Source organism: Flavobacterium sp. P3_A6, assembly GCF_056403035.1.
This window is the reverse complement of record NZ_JBFUGG010000029.1, coordinates 36,768-55,702: the sequence shown is the minus strand read 5'-3', so window position 1 is coordinate 55,702 and position 18,935 is coordinate 36,768. Positions and strand designations below refer to the sequence as shown.

Sequence of the window (18,935 nt, the reverse complement as noted above, 5' to 3'; positions counted from 1 at the left end):
GGAATTCCGTTTAATGACAACGGAGACCATTTTGGGATGGAAGACTACCATGTGTTTTCAATGGAAAGCATAACGTCGGAAACAGTTGACAATGGCGTTGCCCTGCATGTAGCTGATGTAGCCTGGGCAGAAAAGCAGATGTGGGCTCCCGATGCTGCGCATAAAAACGGAAAGTACTATCTGTATTTCCCGGCAAAGCGTCCCGACGGCATTTTCCAGATTGGCGTTGCCGTGGGTGATTCCCCGGAAGGCCCTTTTACTGCAGAAAAAGAAGCCATTAAAGGAAGCTACAGCATCGACCCGGCAGTTTTTGAAGATGAGGACGGTACACATTATATTTATTTTGGCGGCATCTGGGGCGGTCAGCTTCAAAAATACCGCAACAACCAATACAATTCCACAAACGAAGAGCCATTGGAACAAGAACCGGCATTAGGACCTATAGTTGCAAGGCTTAGAGAGGATATGCTGGAGTTTGACGAAGAGCCAAGAGAAATCCAGATTCTGGACGAAAACGGCGAAGTATTGCTGGCAGGAGACAATGACCGCCGTTTCTTTGAAGCTTCATGGGTTCATAAATACAACGGTAAGTATTATTTTTCGTACTCCACAGGCGATACGCATTTTATCTGCTATGCCATTGGAGAGAGTCCATACGGGCCGTTTGTGTATCAGGGACGGATTCTGAATCCTGTTGTGGGCTGGACGACGCATCATTCGATATGCAAAGTGGATAATGACTGGTACCTGTTTTACCATGATTCGAGTCTTTCCAAAGGAGTAACGCATCTGCGGAGCATGAAAGCTGCCAAAATAGAGTATTTGGCAGACGGTTCAATTGTTACTTTAGATCCTTATGATAGAAAGGGTTAGCACGAATTTTTGTAATTACAGTACAGTCTGGTATTTTGAATACTCAAAAAAATAATAATGAGTTGCATACTTTTTGAATTTAAACTTAAATACTTATAATAAACAGAATTTGTTTTGAGCATGTCCCATTATTAAAACTAATGACCATGTTATGACCTTTTATCACTAAAAAATAAAGAGCCTAGTAAAAAGGTATTAGTAATTTGATATTTTGTATGAAAAATATTCATATTTTTCATTTTTGTGAGTTAATGTTTTTATATTTTATATATTTAAAAAAAATCTTACTTTTTAATAATTTACAAAATGCTAAAAATAGAAAAAAATATATTTCTTGTGTGCTGTTTATTTTTTGTGATGATCTCTTACTCACAAAGCGACTTCGAAAATTTTCAATTTCGGTCTATAAAAGAAGGTATTTCTAAACGGGGAGTTTGGTCTATTGTTCAAGACAAAAAAGGATATATTTGGATAGGAACAAACGGTGCGGGGCTGTATAAATATGATGGAATAAATTATGTCGTTTACGAATCCAATTGGAATACTCCGAAATCCATAAACAGCAACCTTATTTACACTACTTATGTTGACTCTCAAAACAGATTATGGGTAGGTACAGAGGAGGGTTTGTGTTTGTATGATAGAGATTTAAATAGATTTGATACTATAGATTTAAAAAAAGCTCTTAAAATCAATAGAGATACTATAGTTACTGTCAGGAGTTTAATTGAAAATAATGAGGGGTATTTATTAATTGGGACTGAACAATACGGTCTTTTGAAACTAGACCTGAAGACATTTCAATTAACAGCAGTTAAATCCAATATTCCTTCAAATATTGATTTATTTATTCGAGGCCTTGCAAAGAATAAACAAGGAAAAGTATTTGTTGCTACAAATTTTGGATTGAAGTATTTTGACAGCAAAAGGAATTTTATAAAGCAAGTATCATTTGTTGAAAGTGATAATTCTAAATCGGAAATTACGGATTCATTAGAATCTTTATTTTTTGAAAGCAATGATAATTTATGGATTGGCACTACAGATAACGGCCTAATTAAAGTTGTCGAAAACAGGAGCGGCTATCAACAGAAAAAAATCTCAATTACAAATAAAAGAATCTTTTCTATTATTGCCGTAGATGCAAAAAATATTCTTTGCGCTACTGAAAATGACGGACTTTTTTTGCTGAATAATTCAGGAACAATAATAAAAAAGTATTTACCGAATAAGTTTGAAAAAAACGGCTTGAAATCAAATTCCATATGGTCTTTGTTGAAGGATAATGACAATAGAATTTGGCTGGGATATTATAATAAAGGTGTTTGTATTTTTGATAAATTATCGGGACAGTTTAATTCAATCGAAAGTTTATTGAATAATGTAAATTCTTTACAGACAAGTTCGGTTACATCAATTGCTAAGGATTTTTCGGGAAAGCTATGGATAAGTATGGAAGGCGGAGGGGTTGATGTTTTTGATCCCAAGACTAAAAAAATTATACATATCAACAGTCATGACAGTTCTTTCATTTCGGGTTTGAAAAACAATAATGTGCAGGAAGTGTTTTTTGACAGCAAGCAAAATGTATGGTTGGCTGTTTGGAATGAGGGGATTTTTTTCTTAAAAAAAGGAACCAGAAGCTTTATTAATTATAACACTCAAAATACAAAAGGACTTAGCTCGAATCGGGTTTTGAGTTTTGCAGAGGATTCAAAAGGAAATATTTGGATAGGAACATTTGAACGAGGGCTAAGCTATTTTGATCCTTCAAAAAAGACCTTTTTTCAATGTAATTCTAAGCCATTTCGGGATCATTTCCTTACTTTTTCCCTTGTACGCAAAGTATTTGTTGATTCAGATGATATTATTTGGGTGGGAACTACAAGAGGGCTTTATGGTGTAAATAAAAAAGGGAACACGTTCGATGTATTTTCTGTCAAGCATAAAATGTCCAAAATTTTAAATAGTATCAGGACACATACAATACTGTCTATTTTCGAAACCAAAAACAAATTAATTTGGATTGGAACAGATGGATCAGGGCTTTTTAATTATAATAAAAAAACAAAAAAAGTATCTTGGTATAATGGTATTCAATCTGCTAAAGAAAAATCAGTATGTTCTATAACTGAGGATAATTACGGTTCAATTTGGGTAAGCGGCAGATCTGGAATCACAAAACTGGATTTGAAAAACAATAAATTTTATAATTTTAATACTGAAGACGGGTTATTAGTCAATGACTTTAACAATAATTCAGTTTTAAAAGATGAAAAGGGAATTATTTATTTTGGAAGCTATGAAGGGATAAATTACTTTGATCCCAAACAAATGTCCAAAAGCATCAAACAGCCTCTGCTTTATTTTAAAGATTTTAAGCTGTTTAATACTTCGGTTGTACCTGCCACAGCCGATTCTCCATTACAAAAAGTCATTTCCGAAACAAAAAGCATTACTTTAAATCATAACCAGTCAGTTTTTACAATAGAATATGTTGGTATTAATTATTCCTATCCTGGTAAAAATGAATATGCCTATTATCTGGAAGGATTTGAAAAAAAATGGAATTATGTAGGGAATAAACGTATTGCAACCTACACCAATCTTGCTTCAGGCGATTATGTTTTTAAAGTGAAATCAGCAAATCGGGGAGGCTCTTGGAGTCAAAAGCCATTGGAATTGAAAATCACAATTCTGGCTCCATGGTGGAGAACATATTGGGCTTATTTTTTGTATTTAGTAATTGCAGTTTTGGGAACTTATTATATAATTATTTACTATCAGAATAAATTTAAGGCAAAACAGGCGATTAGTTTTGAAAGAGACAAGCGGATTCAAATCGAAAAGCTGAACAATAAAAAACTGCAGTTTTTTACCAATATCTCTCACGAATTCAGAACACCTTTGACTTTGATAATGAATCCTTTGGATGATTTGCTGAGGAATAATGTATATAATTTAAATACTGAAGTTTTAAACAAATTGAAGGTAATTCATAAAAGTTCGGATTTATTATCAAGACTGATTAATGAGCTGATGGATTTTAGAAAACTGCAGTTTAATCAGGTACAGCTACAGGTTCAGGAGATAGAGATAATCAGTTTTGTAAAAGATATTTTGAGTCATTTTGAAGAGGAAGCTAATTTTCGCAAAATTGATTTATCGTTTTCTTCTCCGCTTAAAAAATTAAATGATTGGATTGATCCAAAAATGCTGGAAAAAATAATTTTTAATATTGTGTCTAATGCCTTTAAGGTTACGCCAGATTACGGAAGTATAAAAGTAAGAATCAAAGAAAATAATAAACTTATTTATTTCCCTTTGATTAATGGCGATAAGGAAGTTAAAAGTTATGAAATTACTATTGAAGACACTGGATCCGGATTAGATAAAAAAGAAATCAAAAGAATATTTGAGAGGTTTTATCAGGTAAATAATCTAAATAAGACTTATTATGGAAGTACCGGCATAGGTTTGGAAGTTGTCAAAGAATTTATTGAGTTAAACAAAGGAAAAATTGAAGTGGACAGTGTTTTAGGCGAAAAAACATGCTTTAAAATTATTTTTCCTTTGGGGAAAGATTTTTTTGAAGCAGATGAATTTGCAAAAGAAGAATACAAACCGGATTTGGAAGGTAAAAATAGTTTAAAGGATCAGGTATCATTGGACGACAATTTGGAATTGCAACATAGTGAGCTGAATTCAGATAAAACGCACACAGTACTGATTGTAGAAGACAATTCGGATTTAAGAAGTTATTTAAAAGAAGAACTTAAAAAAGAATATAAGGTCATTGTAGCCGAAAATGGGCAAAAAGGATATGATTTGGCAGTGCAAAAGTTGCCGGATTTGATTATTACAGATGTCATTATGCCTGTTATAGATGGTCTGGAAATGTGTAAAAAAATAAAAGGAAATATTAAAACAGCTCATATTCCTTTGTTGATGCTTTCTGCAAAAGCATTAGTAAAAGACCGATTGGAAGGCATAGATTCGGGGGCAGATTTGTATTTGAGCAAGCCGTTTAATATGGAAATCCTGAAATCAAGCCTCGCCCAATTAATAAACAGCAGGCAAATTATTTTTAATAAGTTTTATGGTGGCATAACTAAAAAAGCACAGCAGAAAACTACAACGATTGATAATGATTTTATGCAAAAGGCATTAAATTATATTCATGAGAACATTAGCGAGCCCGAACTTAGCGTTGAGCGGTTAGCGTCTATTGTTTTCTTAAGCAGAAGCCAATTGTACAGAAAAATAAAAACACTGACGGGTTTGTCTGTAAATGAATTCATTAGGAATGTCAGGTTAGAAAAAGCCAGACAGTTAATTGAACAAGGCGGTGAAAATATTAATGAGATTAGCTATGAGGTTGGTTTTTCGTCGTCTTCATATTTCACCAAATGCTTTAAATTAAGATTTGGTTACTTGCCTACAGATGGGAAGAAAATATAAGCTCTTTAGTTTTAATATCCTTATTCCGGTTTGCTGGGAACATTTTCAATGCTTTCACTATCTCTTTTCGTATTGTAATACAAAATGCTTTTAATTGAGCCCATCTGCTTATCATTTCATTAATAATAAGCAGGAGGTCAATTATTATTCCAAAAATAAAGCCCTCTTTTGTGATTACAAACGATCAATCATGAATAATTACTTCAAAGATTGTAAATAAACTTTCCCTTTTTTGAGCATTTTTTAAGAATGAGCCCTTTTGGTTTCTTATCCGAAATTTTAGATCAAAATTTTGCTTATCAGTATGTTTAAAATTTTAACATTTATTTTTTTGATAACAAAAAATAACTAAAAATATTTTATTGATAATGTATTTTTTGATTGTTCAATAAATTAACTCAGTATCCTGTAATTATTGATGTTTTTAGTGGTTTTTGCAACATCTGTATTGTATGATGCTTCATTTGTTATATTACAACAACGGGTAAACAGAATAAATTTGTTAAAGTTTTTATAAATATTATGATTTCATGAAATTTGAATCGGTGAGTAAATTCTGAAGCTTAATGATATTCAAAACTTTCATTTCTGAATAATAAATTTTGGCATAAACTAAATAATTTAAAAATACAGAAAAGCATTCTAAAAATCAATATCAAGCAATTATTAACCAAATTAACTTAAATGAAAAACAAAGATTTTACATAACTACCATTTAATATTTGAAGAATGTCAAATAATAAAATAACCAATTTTAAAATTAAACCAATCAAACTATGAAATTAAAAATGAAATTCGCAATTCTTGCACTGCTGTTTTTTTGTGGGCAGGCTGTCTTTTCTCAAACCAAAACAATACAGGGTGTTGTTTCAGATAAATCGGGTCTTCCTTTAAGCGGTGTAAGTGTTAAAGTTCAGGGTGAGTCTGGAGAAGCAGTTACAGATTTTGATGGAAAATATTCAATTAATGCTGCATCCAATAATAAATTAGTATTTACATTTATAGGTATGGCGTCCCAAGTTGTTACCGTTGGAAGTAATACTTCAATTAATATTACATTACAGGATTCTTCTCAAGATTTAAAAGAAGTTGTTGTTGTTGCATATGGATCTCAAAAGAGAAGCAAAGTTACAGGGGCAATTGCGGTGGTAGGAGCTAAAGATATTGTAGCTGTACCAATTACTAATGCAGAAACAGCTTTGCAGGGTAGAGCAGCTGGAGTTAGCGTTGTTAACGGTGCGCCGGGTTCAAGTCCTTCAGTTAAAATTCGTGGTATGTCTACAATGAATAATAGTAATCCTTTATACGTTGTTGACGGCGTTTTGGTAGGTAACTTGTCTGGACTAAATCCTAATGATATTGAATCCATGTCGGTTTTAAAAGATGCTTCCACAACAGCTTTATACGGTGCGAAAGCATTTAATGGAGTAATTATGGTAACTACGAAAAAAGGAAAAAAAGGCGTAGGACAATTAGCTTTTAATACTTACACAGGTTTTCAATCCGTTACTAAAAGATATGATGTTTTAAATACGCAGCAATATCTTCAGTATGCTAAGGATTTAGGAAGTGATTTAACGGCTAGAGCTGCTGAATTTGGAAATATAAATACAGATTGGCAAGACGAAATATTTCAGACTGGTTTGATGCAAGATTATAATTTGAGTTTCTCAAGTGGTACGGAGAATTCTACAAGCCGTTATTCTGCTGGATATTTAAAACAAGAAGGAGCTCTTATTAATACAGGTTTTGAGCGTTATTCTTTCAGATCTAGTAATACACAAAGCGTAGGAAAGTTAACTGTAGGAAGTAATATCGGAGTATCTTTTAATAAAACTAGTCCTGAGCGTAGTGCGGGAGGAAGAGCATTATTGGAGCATGCCATTAAAATGGCTCCTTATTTGCCTGTTTATAATGCTAACAATAAAGGAGGATATCAAGGTCCTACTGCAGCAGATGGTCAGGATGCAGAAAACCCTGTACGTGTAGCAAATAATGGATATCAAAAAATTAAGGGATTATCTATAATTGGAAACATTTTTGCTGAATTAGAAATTTACAAAGGCTTAAAATTTAGATCACAGGTTTCTCTGGATTATTATACAACAAAAGATCATACATTTGTTCCTAGCTTCTCTGATGGAACTCATAATCAACAATATGCATCAATTGCTGAAACAAATTCTCAAGGTCAAAGTATTGTTTTTGATAATAGTTTAACATACAAAACCGTTATTGCTGATAAACATAATATTGAAATATTAGGAGTTATAACTAAAATTGAAAATAAGTCTCAAAACCTTCCAGCTGGAAGCCGCAACGCAATTACTGATGAAGTTGATCAGTTGAGTAATGAGACTTCTAACTTGGCATCCAGTAGTAATGAATTTAATAATTTGGGCTATGTAGCTCGTATTAATTACGATTATGCTGATAAATACTTATTAGCTGTTTCAGGACGTAGAGATTCTTCTTCTCGCTTTGGGAGTAATTTCCGTGATGGAAATTATTACTCTGCAGCTTTAGGGTGGAATATTGCAAAAGAAAGTTTTATGGAAAATACTATTTTTAGTACATTGAAACTTAGAGCGAGTATTGGAACAACTGGTAATGATGCTTTTGCCGATTATCAATATAGTACTACTTTATCAAATAATTACACTTACCCAATCAATGGAGCTGCAGGAATAGGTGTTACGCCTGGAGGTGCAGCTAATCCAAATTTGAAATGGGAGGCTAAGACAGATAGAAACTTTGGTTTGGATTTTGGTTTATTTGATGAAAAATTCACAGGCTCTATCGAATATTTTAGCAATACAGCTAAGGATATTCTTTTTAATGTCCCCCTTCCTGCTTCTGTAGGTATGGGTAGCGGATTTCAATATCAAAATATTGCCTCTACGAAGAATAGCGGATATGAATTAACATTAGGCTACAATGATAGAGAAGGTGATTTTACCTGGTCTGCTGCAGCTAATTTAGGTACTAACAAAAACGAAGTAACAGCTTTGGCTCCAGGAGTAACTTCTTTGTTGGGAGGGCCATCAGGAAGAGCAGGTCTAGAGAGTTTCTCAAGGCTTGAAGTAGGTCAGCCAATGTTCTATTTTTGGGCTTTAGAAACCAATGGAATTTTTCAAAACCAAGCAGAAGTAGATGCTGTTTACGGTTCAGGTCAAACTGTTATTAAACCGGGTGATGTAAGATATGTAGACCGTAATGGAGATAAAGTAATTAATGATAGTGACAAAATAAATATGGGGAATCCATATCCGGATTTTACATATGGTTTAAATCTTACAGCAGCATATAAAAAATTTGATTTTAACTGTTTTATATCAGGAGTACATGGAAATGATATTTTTAACGCGAATAAATTTGATTTAACTGCTATGCAGCGTTTGTTTAACGCGAGTACAGAGGTTCTAGATCGAGCAATTGTTGTAGGTGGAGTTGTTACCAATCCATCAGCTACACTGCCAAGAGCGCGTGGTGCAGAGACAAACTGGAATAAAGCCAGTGATCGATATATTGAAGACGGTTCTTTCACAAGATTAAAGAATATTACTATAGGGTATACGTTGCCTGGAGATTCATTCAAAAACCATTTTTCTAATATAAGATTCTATGTAAGTGGGCAAAATCTTGTGACTATTACTAAATATTCTGGGTTAGATCCTGAAATTGCAAGTGTAGATGGTAATTCAAATTCTGCTGGAATCGACGTAGGAAGATACGTTCAGCCGAAATCAGTAATTTTTGGACTTGATGTTACATTTTAATATAAAAAGATAAGATGATGAGAAAAATAAAATATATAATTGTTATAATGTCCGGAATTTTTGCAATAAATTCATGTGACACTAAAGATTTAGAATTGACTAATCCAAATGAGTTGTCTCCTGAGACTTACTTTAAAAATGAAGTGCAGGTGCAGGCCAGTGTAAATGCAGCTTATGCAAACTTGCAAGTAAGAGGACTTTATGCAAGACATATTTTCTTTGCATTGGACAATATGTCTCAGGAAAATAAAGGAAATCCACAATTAGAAGGTAACAAAACGCCTTTCCTTAATTTTTCTTTTGATGCTGGAAGCGATATTATTCAGTATTATTGGGAGGCCTGCTATTTAGGAATATCCAAAGCTAATTTTGTGTTAGATAATACAGAGAAGATTAATGCGCTGCCAAATACAGTTTTATCGCAAGAAAGAAAGAATAAATTTTTAGCAGAAGCTCATTTTTTACGTGCCTATTATTATTTTCTGTTAGTGCCTCGTTTTGGTGCTTTGCCAATTTATACTGGTCAGACTACTACTGGTGCTGCCAGAAGCCCTAAAGAGGAAGTTTATAAATTGATTACAGATGATTTTGATTTTGCATCTAAAAATCTATTAAGCAAAAACGTAGAACAAAAAGGAAGAGCAACCAAAGAAGCTGCTTTTGCCTATTTAGGAAAAGCGCTATTGTATCAAAAAAAGTATGATGAAGCTTTGGCTACTTTTAATAAGGTTACAGGATTTAGCCTAGAGTCTAATTTTTATAACAACTTTATGGATGAAACTGAGCATGGACCAGAATCAATATTTGAGATTGAATATGATGAAAAGTTAGGAACTGCTGACAAATGGGGTAGTGATACTGCTGGAACTGGTGTTGCTGAAGCAACTCTTAGAGGTCAGGAATATGGCAACTTAGGATGGTATAATGTTTATCCATCAAATGATTTATTAGATGAGTATGAGGCAGGTGATAAACGTTTTGGAGATACTTTTTATGTGCCAGGATCAAAATACTTTAATAATACGCTAACTATGACAACAGCCAATTTTGCTTCTTCTGAAGGAAATAGAAGAGCGGGTTGGAAAAAATACCAAAACTATTACAAGCGCACAGACGAAAATCAAGATTCAAGTATTAACTTCAAAGTTATGCGTTATTCAGATGTATTGCTTATGAAAGCGGAATGTGAAAACCAAAGAGCTGGAGGAGTACAGGCAACTGCTATTGGTTATATTAATGAAGTTCGTACTAGAGCAGGTGTACCGTTATTATTAACGACACTTTCAAAAGATGCAGTTTTCAAAGCTATTATTCACGAACGTAAAGTGGAATTAGCTGGAGAACAAGTTCGATTTGATGATATTATCCGCTGGGGTATTGCAGCTACTGAACTTGCAGGTACTGGATTTAAAGTTGGTAAAAACGAATTATGGCCAATACCAAATAGAGAGACTACCTCTAATTCTAAGATTACTTCAAAAGATCAAAATCCTGGTTATTAATATATTTTACGGTTTTTGTTTAAAATTGGGTTAGTCAGTTATTGTGTTTTAAAACAGCGTATGTGAATGCGCTGTTTTATTTTCAATTTATCCAGCTCGAGAAAATATAACTTTATTAATTATTACTAGATACTAGGACACTATCTCTAATTTAATGAGATAGTGCTTAGAATCAGTTTAAACTTGTTTTGCAAGTTATTTTAAAAGTGATTTAATTGCTAAGGATATGTTCTAAACAAATACAGTATTTTATTCATTATGTCTCTCTTATGGAAGAGGTTATGAATGGCGTTTGTTGCTCTTTCTGAGTTAAAAATTTTTTGAATATATTCAAAAAATTTTTACTTAAGTAAATAAAAACGGCTTCGTCAGTGTACATTATTTCAGAATAAATCTAAATGCTAATGCAAAGAACACATTAAAACAATTTGTTTTTCACAATTTATTGAAACTTGATTTCATTAAATTTTATTTATTAAAAAATATATGCGCTTAATTCAAATTTCCTTGTTTCTTGTGTTTTTTATGCTGTTTGTCAATTGTGATAATTTTCAATCAAAGAAAAAAACTTCAGATTCAAAAACATTATTTTCTTTAGTTCCCAGCGGACAATCAGGAATTAATTTTATAAATCAAGTAAAACAAGACAATAGTTTCAACTGTGTTCGATATATGTACGCTCTAAATGGTGGTGGTGTTGCTATTGGTGATATCAATAATGACGGCTTGCAGGATATTTACTTTACGTCAAATCAACAATCGAATAAGCTGTATCTCAATAAAGGTGATTTTAAGTTTGAAGATATTACCCAATCAGCAAATGTAACAGATGGGGAAGGATGGACAACTGGTACTTCAATGGTCGACATCAATAATGATGGCTGGCTGGATATTTATGTATGCAAATCGGCGTCATTGGATAACGATAATTTGCGAAGAAATAAACTGTTCATCAATCAAAAAGACGGCACTTTCAAGGAGGAAGCCGCTTCTTATGGTTTGGATGATAAAGGCTTTTCTATACAATCCTATTTTTTTGATTATGATAAAGACGGCGATTTAGATATGTATTTAGTAAACCATAGAGTTGATTTTAAGAATACGTTACGTCTTGAAAAGAAAGAGAATCAGAAAAAATATCCGGAAACGTCAGATCATTTGTTTAGAAATGACGGAAATGTTTTTACTGATGTTACTGAACAAGCAAAATTAGTTAATAAAGCCTGGGGGTTAAGCGCTTCTATTGGAGATTATAACAATGATGGCTGGCCTGATATTTATGTAGCTAATGATTATATAATGCCTGATTTTTTATACATCAACAACCAGGACGGCACTTTTTCCAATCAGTTAAATTCACGTTTCAGCCATATTTCCTATAACAGCATGGGCTCTGATTTTGCTGACATCAATAATGATTTTCTGCCTGATTTGATGGTTTTGGAAATGTCTGCCGAAGATCATGTGCGTAGTAAAGAGAATATGCCAAGTATGAATACCCAAGGCTTTGAAAAAATTATAAATGCCGGATATAATCGCCCCTATATGGCCAATGTATTGCAATTAAATAATGGGAATGGGTCGTTTAGCGACATAGGACAATTGGCAGGCGTTTCAAAAACGGACTGGAGTTGGGGACCACTTATTGCAGATTTTGACAATGACGGTTTCAAGGACATATTTATTACAAATGGAATAGACCGTAATTTCAGTAATCAGGATTATGTTCGAAAGGTTAAAAGCAATTTGGATAAAAATATTCACATGACTGTTTTGGATGTCGTGAATATGATGCCTTCAGAAAAATTAGCGAATTACAGTTATAAAAATAATGGTGATTTAACGTTTACAAATACCACAGAATCTTGGGGACTGGATCGAAAAGTAAATTCTAATGGAGTGGCTTATGCAGATTTGGATAATGACGGTGATCTTGATTTAATTGTAAATAATATATCGGCAACAGCGTCGATTTACAAAAATAATTCAGTCGGAAATTTTATAAACATTAAATTAATTGGAAGTGGTAAAAACAGTAATGCCATTGGGGCAAAAGTAAAAGTTTTTACAGATAAAAAGCAACAATATCAAGAGCTTTACACTAACAGAGGTTACCAGTCTTGTGTAACAAATGTTTTGAATTTTGGTTTGGGTGATGAATCCAAAATAAATAAAATCGAAATTGTTTGGGATAATGGTTTAATCTCAATTGCAGAAAATAGTGATGCTAATCAAACTATCGAGTTTGATATCAAAGATGCTGCCTCTACTGTGGCTTCTGTTGTAAAGAATAATAAAAATTTTACTCAAGTTGATCCATTACGATTAGGAATAGATTTTATTCATCAGGAAAATGTGTTCAATGATTTTTCTAAACAAGTATTGCTTCCGCAAAAATTATCGCAGCAAGGGCCTGCTCTTGCAGTTGGTGATGTAAATAAGGATGGATTGGATGATTTTTATATTGGCGGAGCCCAAGGACAATCAGGCAGACTTTATCTGCAGGAGCATTCGGGAAAATTTATTGTTTCAACTCAAACAGATTTTGAAAAAGATAAAGGTTTTGAAGATAATGGAGCTTTATTTTTTGATGCCAATAATGACGGATATTTGGATTTGTATGTAACTAGCGGCGGATATGAATTATCTGAGAATAGTCCACTATTGCAAGACCGATTGTATTTGAATGCCAAAAATGGAAAGTTTGTAAAAAGCACTGGACTTCCTAAAATGTTTTCGTGTACCAAAGCCGTAAAAGCTATTGACTTTGATCAGGATGGTGATTTGGATTTGGCGGTTGGCGGTCATTGTGTACCAGGAAAATATCCGCTTGTTCCTCAATCTTATTTTTTAAGAAATGATAAAGGAATATTCCAAGATGTAACCGCAACAATAGCACCAGAGTTTTCTAAGATTGGAATCGTCAATGATTTTATTTTTTCGGATTATGATAATGATGGAGACAAGGATTGTATTGTTGCAGGTGAATGGATGCCAATTGCGGTTTTGAAAAACACAAATGGGCATTTCAAAAAAGCCAGCATTCCGCAGTTCAAAAATTCTGAAGGCTGGTGGAATACAGTTGCCGAGGCTGATATTGATAATGATGGCGATCTGGATTATTTCTTTGGAAATCTAGGGGGGAACAATAAATTTCATCCTTCAGTTGAGAAACCATTGCACATCTATGGAAATAATTTTGATGGCAATGCCACTTATGATATGGTATTGAGTAAACTGTACAAAGGAAATCTGGTGCCCGTGAGAGGGAAGGAATGCTCCACACAGCAAAATTCATTTGTGAGCAAGAAAGCACCAACTTTTAAAAGCTTTGCACTTTCCAGTATGTCTGATATTTATGGGGAAAAAGAATTGCAGGCATCTTACCATAAAGAAGTGTATCAATTTAAATCTGGGTACGCTATTAACAATGGCAAAGGAGTATTTGAGTTTAAGGAGTTACCGGGTACCGCTCAAATTGGTCCAACAATGTCTTTTGTCTTTGCAGATATTAATAATGACAGCTATCAAGATGTTATTGGTGTTGGGGGGATTTATGAGTCTGAAGTCGAAACAATACGCTACGACAGTAACGTGGGTTATATACTGCTGGGAGATTCCAAAGGTAACTTGAGGCCTTACAAAGATTTAAATTTTTATAATGCATCAAATGCCAAACAAATGAAAAAAATAAAAATTGCTGGTAAATCATGTCTGATAATTGCAAATAATAATGCGCCATTGAGCTTGTATTCTATAATTAAATAATCAATAAAAGCTAAAAGAGTCATTTATAAATGAAAAAAATTGCATCACTTTTTTTAATCGTAACATTGTTTTACAATGTTTTAGGATTTTATATCATGTTTGCTGAACAACAAGAGCAAGTGTGGGTGAATGCTATGGAAAAAACAGATAATTCAAATTTTGAAGTAATCGAAATCAAGATTAATCCTTATGCTTATGTTGTTGATTCAGGTTTTGATGATGCTAATGAAGATTTCGTGATCGAAAATAAGGTCTATCATGTTTTTAAGAAAAGAATTCTAAACAATGTTTTAAAATTATACTGCTTAAAGAACTCTCATAAAAAGCTTTTGAGCAAGGATTTAAAAACAATTGTTGACAGTCAATTATTTGATACGAACTCTAACAAAGAAAATCCAAGTAAAAAATTAATGAAATCCTTTATTCAGGATTATATTCCCAATGACAGCACTAATTTAGTTATTACAGCTACTAAATTAATCTCTGCTGTTACGTTAAATTCATACAATCCAAAAGAAGACCTTCTTTCAGGATACCTTACAACTAATTATCCTCCTCCCGATATGGTATAGTATTTCCTTCGGTGTTAAATATAAATAAGCATGATTCTCCAATCTTGCTCTGGATACATCTTTAGTTTTAGCTTAAGATTGAATTTGCTTATTTAAAATTAACATACATCATTCAATTAATCTAATTGAAAAGAAATCTATTAACAAACCATATAAAACTACCAACATGAAAACTTATAAATTTTTGTTTAAAGTGCTGTTATTTTGTACTTTATCAACGAATGTATCTGCGTATATTAAAGCGGATAAAAATCAAAGTAAAGAACCATCAGGAGAAAATAATATAGCCTATAAATGGTCGGAAATAGCAGTAATAGCTACTGGTAATGATACCGAAAGATTTAAACCAAGACCAACAGTGACTTCTCGTTATTTAGGATTGACATTTGTTGCTGTTTTTGATGCTTGGAGCCGTTATGATCAAAAGGCAATTCCGGTATATTTAAAAAATACAGAAAGAAGGCCTAATAAAGAGCAGACACTTAAAAATAAAGAGATTGCTATTAGTTATGCAGCGTATAATGCATTATGCGAATATTATTTTTCAGACAAAGAAATGTTTACAGCTTTTATGGTTAAACTTGGACTGGATCCTAATGATAAATCTCTAGATCCAAATACGCCAGTAGGAATAGGCAATTTAGCGGCAAAAGCAGTAATTGAAGCAAGAAAGCATGACGGATCAAATCAATATGGAGAAGAAAATGGTTCCAATGGAACTCCGTATTTTAACTATGTAAATTATAAACCAGTCAATTCTCCAGATGAAATGATTGATGTAAGTCATTGGCAGCCAAAATATTTTTCAGATGGGAAAGGCGGTAAGTTTGCGCCAGTTTGTGCAACTCCATTTTGGAACAAAGTAAAACCTGTAGGATTACAATCAGGAGACCAGTTTCGTCCTATACCACCACCAGCATTGGATTCAGAACAACTCAAAAATGAAGTTAAAGAACTAATTGATTTGCAATACAATCTTACTAATGAACAAAAAGCATTGGTAGAATTTATGCGTGATGGCCCTAAATCAGTACAACAAGCTGGACATTGGTTAAAATTTGCCCAAGATGTTTCCAGACGTGATAAGCACACTTTGGATCAGGACGTAAAAATGTTTTTTTATAATCAGGTGACTGCTATGGATTGTTTTATAGCGTGTTGGGATACAAAAATGTTTTACGATTTTGCTCGTCCCTATGCTTTAGTTCATCATTATTATAAAGATCAAAATATAAAAGCATGGGGTGGTCCTGGTTTTGGAAATATTGATATGAAAGGGCAGGATTGGAGACCTTATTCGCCGGATACTTTTTTATGTCCTGCTTTTCCAGGTTATGTTTCTGGACACAGTACAATTAGTGGAGGATGTGGTGAAGCACTAAAATTATGGACAGGAAGTGATACTTTTGGAGAGTCTGCAACTTGTAATACTCCAGGGTCAATGACAGAACCAAATAACATAGGAAAACCTGTTGTTCTAAAATTCCCAACGTTTACAGAAACAGCTAACATGGCAGGAATTTCCAGAGTAATGGGAGGCTATCATATTCAGACAGATAATGTTGAAGGACTTAAACTAGGTAGAAATGTGGCTCATGAAGTTTGGAAGTTTTATAATATTCATATAGGAAATAAAGCTAAATAATAATGACGAATTTTCTAAATAAGTATTACAGCTTAAAGAAAATTAGTCTAATTTAAAATATTTAATCATGAAAATAAAACAGTTATTATTACTATTTATAGTGTTTATTTTAACACAGTCTTGTGATTATTTTTCTAATTCCAATGATAAGATGGTTAAGATTTTGGAGGCTAGAAAGAATATGTATAATGTGAGTGATAATGTATTTGCATCACAAGCTGAAATCGATTATTATGACTCAATAATTAAAAGTTCTGGTGAGGGTTTTTTCAAATTATTCAACGAATTGAATAAAGGAAATGCATTATTGAAGCTTGGAAAAGAGGCTGAGGCTGTGGCAATCTTAGAAAGTGTCATCAAGAGAAAAAAGGAGATGGATGGAAAAGATAGTCCTCAGTCACTGAAATTTTTGGCAATTGCTTATATGAGGCTAGGTGAAAAACAAAACTGTGTTAATTATCACAATCCAGAGTCTTGCATTATTCCTATTCAAAAAAAAGGAGTTCATACAATACGGGAAGGTTCTCAGAAAGCAATTGAAATCTATGAGAAATTAATGACTATAAATCCTGAGGATTATGAATCGAGATGGCTGCTCAATATTGCTTATATGACCATAGGCGGCTACCCTTTAAATGTTCCCAAACAATGGCTAATACCTGGTCTAAATAAAGACAGTTCGGGGTACAGTATAAAACCGTTTGTGGATGTTGCTTCTAATGTAGGCATAAAGAGCAGAAATATGTCTGGAGGTATTATTGTTGATGATTTCAACAATGATAATTATTTGGACATTGTTACTTCTAATTGGAGTTTGAATGGGGTGATGCATTACTATCAAAACGATAAAAAAGGGAAATTTGCTGATTATTCAAATAAATCAGAAATAGGTCGTTTCAAAGGAGGTTTAAATATGGTACAAGCCGATTATGACAATGATGGCGATACTGATATTTTTGTTATGAGAGGAGCTTGGATGGGCAAATATGGCAGACAGCCGAATTCGTTATTACGTAATAATGGTGATGGTACTTTTACTGATGTGACTATTAAAAGCGGATTATATTCTGAATTACCAACTCAAGCGGGTAATTGGAATGATTTCAATAATGATGGCTATTTGGATTTATTTATTGGTAACGAGTCTTCTCCTATTGAATCTTACCCTTCAGAATTATACATAAATAACCAAGATGGTACATTTACTAATGTTGCTCAAGCCGCAAAATGTGACATTGTTGATTTTATAAAAGGTTCTACATCGTGTGATTATGATAATGATGGTGATATCGATTTGTTTCTTTCTGGAATGAATAAAAGGAAAACGTTATTAAAAAATACAGGTGTTAAAGATGGTATTCCACACTTTATAGATGCTACAGATGAAGCAGGTTTGACAGGAATTAATATAATGACTTTTCCAACATGGTTTTGGGATTATGATAATGATGGCTGGCAGGATATTTTTGTTTGTGGTTATCAATTTAATGGTTCTATTGCTGGTGAAACAGCAAAAGAAGCTTTGGGTATTCCAAATGGGAATAGCAAAATGTATTTATACCACAATAACCATAATGGCACTTTTACAGATGTTTCTAAAATATCGGGACTAAGTAAAACAGTATATGCCATGGGTTCAAATTTTGGAGACATTGATAACGATGGTTTTTTAGATATGTATCTAGGAACTGGAAATCCAGATTACAAATCGCTGACACCTAATAAATTATTTAGAAATATGGGCAACGGTACATTTGCTGATGTCACTGTTTCTGGTCGGGTAGGAAACTTGCAGAAAGGTCATGGTGTGGCCTTTAATGACCTTGATAATGACGGTGATTCTGATATTTTTATAGAAGTCGGAGGTGCCTATTCAGGAGATGCTTTTAATAATGCTTTATATCTTAACCCTGGTCAAAACAACAACCGTTGGATAAAAATGAAATTAGAAGGTACAGATAGTAATCGTTCTGCAATTGGAGCAAAAATAAAAGTAAGTTTCAAAGAAAATGGCGTTTCAAGATCTGTATATAGAATAGTAAATTCAGGCGGAAGTTTTGGAGCATCAGCTTTAAGGATGGAAATTGGTGTGGGTCAAGCCACAATCATTGACCAAATTGAAATTACATGGCCAAAAAGCCAGAAAAAGAAAGTATTTAAAAATGTACAGCCAAATCAATTCATCAAAATCATTGAAGGTGAAAATAATTTTTCAAAAATAAACATCAAAAAAATAATTTTTCCAACTGCTGGAGCGAAATCCTCTATTTGTGTTTGATTCAATAAAATTAGAGTTTTAGACATTGGAGAGACAAAATAAATTTTATTATTATAA

General features: G+C 33.1%; 8 protein-coding genes. All 8 read left to right on the top strand.

All coding sequences use genetic code 11. From position 1 onward, the window contains the following. A partial coding sequence (locus tag AC1DVP_RS19635) for a glycoside hydrolase family 43 protein (RefSeq protein WP_477185173.1) occupies positions 1-873 on the top strand: 873 nt, incomplete at its 5' end. 306 nt (positions 874-1,179) lie between these two features. Next, positions 1,180-5,334 carry a hybrid sensor histidine kinase/response regulator transcription factor gene (locus AC1DVP_RS19630; RefSeq protein ID WP_477185172.1) on the top strand — a complete coding sequence of 1,385 codons (4,155 nt, stop codon included), beginning with the start codon at positions 1,180-1,182 and terminating at the stop codon, positions 5,332-5,334. A 776-nt stretch (positions 5,335-6,110) separates the two neighbouring features. Further along, positions 6,111-9,113 carry a SusC/RagA family TonB-linked outer membrane protein gene (locus tag AC1DVP_RS19625; RefSeq protein ID WP_477185171.1) on the top strand — a complete coding sequence of 1,001 codons (3,003 nt, stop codon included), beginning with the start codon at positions 6,111-6,113 and terminating at the stop codon, positions 9,111-9,113. A 17-nt stretch (positions 9,114-9,130) separates the two neighbouring features. Next, positions 9,131-10,615: a RagB/SusD family nutrient uptake outer membrane protein gene (locus AC1DVP_RS19620; protein WP_477185170.1), complete on the top strand. Its 1,485-nt coding sequence runs from the start codon at positions 9,131-9,133 to the stop codon at positions 10,613-10,615. Positions 10,616-11,101: 486 nt separating this feature from the next. After that, entirely contained in the window at positions 11,102-14,383 is a 3,282-nt protein-coding gene (locus tag AC1DVP_RS19615; RefSeq protein ID WP_477185169.1) for a VCBS repeat-containing protein, read from the top strand. Positions 14,384-14,412: 29 nt separating this feature from the next. Further along, positions 14,413-14,955, top strand: coding sequence for a hypothetical protein (locus AC1DVP_RS19610; protein WP_477185168.1), 543 nt, complete (start codon positions 14,413-14,415; stop codon positions 14,953-14,955). Positions 14,956-15,121: 166 nt separating this feature from the next. Continuing rightward, positions 15,122-16,600, top strand: coding sequence for a vanadium-dependent haloperoxidase (locus AC1DVP_RS19605; RefSeq protein WP_477185167.1), 1,479 nt, complete (start codon positions 15,122-15,124; stop codon positions 16,598-16,600). A gap of 67 nt (positions 16,601-16,667) precedes the next feature. Continuing rightward, on the top strand, positions 16,668-18,878 hold the full coding sequence (locus AC1DVP_RS19600) for a CRTAC1 family protein (RefSeq protein WP_477185166.1): 2,211 nt from the start codon (positions 16,668-16,670) through the stop codon (positions 18,876-18,878). Positions 18,879-18,935: the final 57 nt, after the last annotated feature.

Coding starts and splice junctions, on each gene's coding strand:
- AC1DVP_RS19600 (WP_477185166.1), top strand. CDS start 16,668: ATGAAAATAAAACAGTTATTATTACTATTTATAGTGTTTATTTTAACA.
- AC1DVP_RS19625 (WP_477185171.1), top strand. CDS start 6,111: ATGAAATTAAAAATGAAATTCGCAATTCTTGCACTGCTGTTTTTTTGT.
- AC1DVP_RS19620 (WP_477185170.1), top strand. CDS start 9,131: ATGAGAAAAATAAAATATATAATTGTTATAATGTCCGGAATTTTTGCA.
- AC1DVP_RS19605 (WP_477185167.1), top strand. CDS start 15,122: ATGAAAACTTATAAATTTTTGTTTAAAGTGCTGTTATTTTGTACTTTA.
- AC1DVP_RS19630 (WP_477185172.1), top strand. CDS start 1,180: ATGCTAAAAATAGAAAAAAATATATTTCTTGTGTGCTGTTTATTTTTT.
- AC1DVP_RS19615 (WP_477185169.1), top strand. CDS start 11,102: ATGCGCTTAATTCAAATTTCCTTGTTTCTTGTGTTTTTTATGCTGTTT.
- AC1DVP_RS19610 (WP_477185168.1), top strand. CDS start 14,413: ATGAAAAAAATTGCATCACTTTTTTTAATCGTAACATTGTTTTACAAT.